The 4,313-nt window shown below is 64.9% G+C and carries 4 protein-coding genes; all 4 read left to right on the top strand.

Going from position 1 to position 4,313, the window contains the following annotated elements:
- The coding region (locus ACILRA_RS20400; protein ID WP_395663887.1) for a helix-hairpin-helix domain-containing protein at positions 1–729 on the top strand (729 nt) is incomplete at its 5' end.
- Positions 726–1,367 carry an RNA-binding protein gene (locus ACILRA_RS20395; RefSeq protein WP_395663888.1) on the top strand — a complete coding sequence of 214 codons (642 nt, stop codon included), beginning with the start codon at positions 726–728 and terminating at the stop codon, positions 1,365–1,367. The genes ACILRA_RS20400 and ACILRA_RS20395, both read left to right, overlap by 4 nt.
- Entirely contained in the window at positions 1,364–3,988 is a 2,625-nt protein-coding gene (infB, locus tag ACILRA_RS20390) for a translation initiation factor IF-2 (protein WP_395663886.1), read from the top strand. Before ACILRA_RS20395 ends, infB begins: the two co-directional genes overlap by 4 nt.
- A 9-nt stretch (positions 3,989–3,997) precedes the next feature.
- Positions 3,998–4,313, top strand: a 316-nt coding sequence (locus ACILRA_RS20385; RefSeq protein WP_395663885.1) for a ribosome-binding factor A, incomplete at its 3' end; no start/stop codon positions are given.

Genomic DNA, 4,313 nt, shown 5'->3' with positions numbered 1-4,313 from the left:
GTGAACGCGCTGGCGCCTGCCGAAGTCACCAAGGTCCTGCTCGACGAAGAGTCCGAACGGATCGAAGTCGTGGTGCCGGACGAGCAGCTGTCGCTTGCCATCGGGCGGCGCGGGCAGAATGTGCGGCTGGCCTCCCAGCTTACCGGCTGGGACATCGACATCATGACGGAGGCGGAGGAATCCGAACGCCGGCAGAAGGAGTTCGCAGCACGGACTGAGCTGTTTGTCTCCGCACTCGATGTCGATGAGACCCTGGCGCAGCTCCTCGCGTCCGAGGGCTTTGCCACTGTGGACGAAGTGGCCTACGTCGACCTCCGCGAAATCGCCTCGATCGAGGGTCTCGATGAGCAGACGGCGGAAGAATTGCAGAATCGTGCCCGTGAGTTCCTGGATCGCGAGGCTGCCGAACTCGATGCACGCCGCGTCGAACTGGGCGTGCTGGACGAGTTGAAGGACATCGAAGGCCTGACGCTCGCCATGATGGTGGCTCTGGGTGAAGCGGGCATCAAGTCGATCGAGGACCTTGCGGGGTGCGCAACCGACGAGCTCATCGGCTGGACCGAGCGCAAGGCCGGCGGCGCCGTCAAGCACAAAGGCGCGCTCTCTGACCTCGAAGTCGGTACGGATGAAGCCAATGACTTCATCATGAAGGCCCGCATCAAGGCGGGCTGGATCGAAGCCCCGGTGGAGCCTGAGGCAGAAGCGGAACAAGGCGAGGTGGACGCCTGAGCCAGATTCCCAGCGCCCCCGATATCGAGGCGGATCAGCCCTTGGCCGACCGCATGTGCATCGTGACCCGTACCGTCAAGGACGAAGCGGAGTTGATCCGTTTTGTCAGAAGCCCTGACGGTGTCGCGGTTCCCGACTTGGCCCGCAAGCTGCCGGGCCGGGGCGTGTGGGTGAGCCTCGACAGGGGGGTCCTGGCGGAAGCCGTGAAGAAGAAACTGTTTTCGCGCGGGTTTTCCGCCGAAACCACAATACCGCCCGATCTGCCCGATATGGTGTCTACTCTGCTTCGGCAGCAGGTGCTTTCCCTTTTGTCGCTCGCTAAAAAGGCTGGTGAGGCCGTTGCGGGCTTCATGAAGGTTGAGGAAATGCTCGGGCGGGGCCGGGCAAAATTGCTGTTTCATGGAACGGATGCCGCGCTCGACGGCTGCCGGAAACTGGACAGGCTGGCTGCCCCGGAAGTCGAAAGGGTCGCTCTTTTCGAGCGGCGTGAATTGGATTTGGCTTTTGGACGGCCAAATGTGGTACATGCTGCCGTGGCCAAGGGAGGGCTTGCCGAAAAGCTCTCCGCTGCCGTGCGCCGGATCGTGATGTTTGAGGGCCTTGAGCAGGCCCGCCGAGGACCTGAAGAGAGAAGATGACTGATAACAACGATAACGACCGCAAGCCCGAAGGCAGCCGCCCCGGTGGTGGAACCTTGACCCTCAAGCGGCCATCGATCGAGCAGAGCAAGGTCAAGCAGAGTTTCGGCGCCGGCCGCTCCAAGACGGTCGTTGTCGAAACCAAGCGCAAGCGCTTCGGCGACGACAAGCCAGCGGGCGCAGACGTAAAGCCGGCTTTCCAGCCGCAGCCGCGCGTCACGCCGGCGCCGCCGTCGAATACCCAGACGCCGGTCGCCCCCAAACCGCAGGCAACCCAGCGTTCGGGCGTGGTGCTGCGCACGCTGACGACCGAGGAAAAGGAAGCGCGCGACAGGGCGCTCGCCGGTGCCCGCGTGCGCGAGGCGGAGGACCGCAAGCGCCAGGAAGAAGACGCAAAGCGCCGCGCCGAGCAGGACGCGATCGACCTCGTGGAGCGCGAGGCCGCCGCCCGCCGCAAGGCTGAGGAAGAGGCCCGCCACAAGGCCGAGGAAGATGCCCGCCGCAAGGCGGAAGACGCCGCCCGCAAGCTGGCGCCCAAGTCCGCCCCCGCCGCATCCAATGTGGTGACGCCTGCGACGGTGCCGATGAAGCCGGTGACAGGCAAGGGCGCACCCGCGCCCGTGAAGCGTGTTCATGACGAGGAAGAAGCGCCCCGCCGCGCCTTCCCTGGTGGCGTCGTCAAGCGTGAGGTCAAGGCGCCCGTTCCCGCCCGCACCAAGGGCGAGGCCGACAAGCGCCGTGGCCGTCTCTCTGTCGTCAATGCGCTGAACGAGGATGATGAGCGCGCGCGCTCCGTCGCCGCCTTCCGCCGCCGCACCGAGCGCCTCAAGAAGCAGGTGCAGGGCTTCCAGATGCCCACCGAGAAGGCGACACGCGAGGTCGTCATTCCTGAGGCCATCACCATCCAGGAACTCGCCAACCGCATGGCCGAGCGCGCTGTCGACATCATCAAGTTCCTGATGAAGCAGGGCGAGATGCACACGATCAACGATGTGATCGATGCCGATACCGCCCAGCTGGTGGCCGAGGAAATGGGCCACAAGGTCAAGCGCGTGTCGGAAGCCGACGTTGTTGAAGGCCTGTCGGGCGAAACCGACGCGCCGGAACAGCTCAAGTCCCGTCCGCCCGTTGTCACCATCATGGGCCACGTCGACCACGGCAAGACCTCGCTCCTGGACGCGCTGCGCAAGACCAACGTGGTCTCCGGCGAAGCCGGTGGCATCACCCAGCATATCGGCGCCTACCAGGTTGAAACCCCGGGCGGCGTCGTCACCTTCATCGACACGCCGGGCCACGAGGCCTTCACCTCCATGCGTGCGCGCGGCGCCAAGGCCACAGATATCGTGGTGCTGGTCGTTGCTGCCGATGACGGCGTCATGCCGCAGACGGTGGAAGCCATCAACCATGCCCGTGCAGCGGGTGTGCCGATCATCGTGGCGATCAACAAGATCGACAAGCCCGCCGCCAACCCGATGCGTGTGCGCAACGAACTTCTGCGCTACGAGATCGTGGTCGAAAGCATGGGTGGCGACACGCTCGAGGTCGAAGTCTCGGCACTCAAGGGCACCAACCTCGACCGCCTGCTGGAAGTCATCCTGCTCCAGTCCGAAGTGCTTGACCTCAAGGCCAACCCGGACCGTGAGGCGGGCGGCATGGTGGTGGAAGCGCAGCTCGACAAGGGACGCGGCCCCGTGGCGACCGTCCTCGTGCAGCGCGGCACGCTGAAGCTGGGCGACATCTTCGTTGCAGGTTCCGCCTGGGGCCGCGTTCGCGCGCTGGTCAACGACAAGGGCCAGCAGGTCAAGGAAGCCGTCCCCTCGACCCCGGTCGAGGTTCTGGGCCTCAACTCTGCGCCGGAAGCGGGCGACCAGTTCGACGTCGTCCCGAATGACGCGCGCGCGCGCGAAGTGACCGAATACCGCGAGAGGAAGCGCCGCGAAAGCCGCGGTGCGGCCTCCGCCCGCTCCTCGCTCGAGCAGATGATGTCGGCCATCAAGGAGGGCGCTACCGAGTTCCCGATCCTGGTCAAGGCTGACGTGCAGGGCTCTGCGGAAGCCATCGTGCAGGCCATCGAGAAGATCGGCAATGCCGAGATCAAGAGCCGCGTCATCCATTACGCGGTTGGCGGCATCAACGAGTCCGACATCGGGCTCGCGGAGGCCTCCAAGGCGGTGGTGCTGGGCTTCAACGTCCGTGCCAGCGCCCAGGCGCGCGATGCGGCGGAACGTGCCGGTATCGAGATCCGCTACTACAACATCATCTATGACCTGGTTGACGACATCAGGCAGGCCATGGCGGGCAAGCTCGCGCCGGAACTGCGCGAAACCTTCCTCGGCAATGCCAAGATCCTCGAGGTCTTCAACATCACCAAGGTCGGCAAGGTTGCGGGTTGCCAGGTTACCGAAGGCAGCGTCCAGCGCGGCGCCAAGGTTCGCCTCATCCGCGACAACGTGGTCATCCACGAAGGCACCCTCTCGACACTCAAGCGCTTCAAGGACGAAGTGAAGGAAGTGCCGGTGGGCCAGGAATGCGGCATGGCCTTCGAGAACTACCAGGACATGCGCGCAGGCGACGTGATCGAGTGCTTCCGCGTGGAGAAGGTCCAGCGCACGCTGGACTGATCGGACAAGATGAGCAAAGGCAGCGCCCCATCCCAACGCCAGCTCCGCGCGGGCGAGCTGATCCGCCACGCTTTGGCGGACATCTTCCTGCGCGGGGAATCGGGCGACCCCGATCTCGAGCGGCTGAACCCGACGGTGGTCGAGGTGCAGATCTCGCCCGACCTCAAGATCGCCACCGCCTATGTGCGGACCTTGCAACCCAACAAGGAAAAGGCCCTGTTGGAGGCGCTGAACCGCAACCGGCGCTACATTCGCGGCCTCGTGGCGCCGAAGCTCGAGATGAAGTTCACGCCTGAGATCCGCTACCGCGTCGATACCGCGCTGG

This window comes from Aestuariivirga sp. (assembly GCF_044239095.1).
Classification (GTDB): Bacteria; Pseudomonadota; Alphaproteobacteria; order Rhizobiales; family Aestuariivirgaceae; genus Aestuariivirga.
This window is presented reverse-complemented; position numbering and strand designations above follow the sequence as displayed.

Excerpts from the sequence above, each read along its gene's own strand:
- infB (WP_395663886.1), top strand. The coding sequence starts at position 1,364 with ATGACTGATAACAACGATAACGACCGCAAGCCCGAAGGCAGCCGCCCC.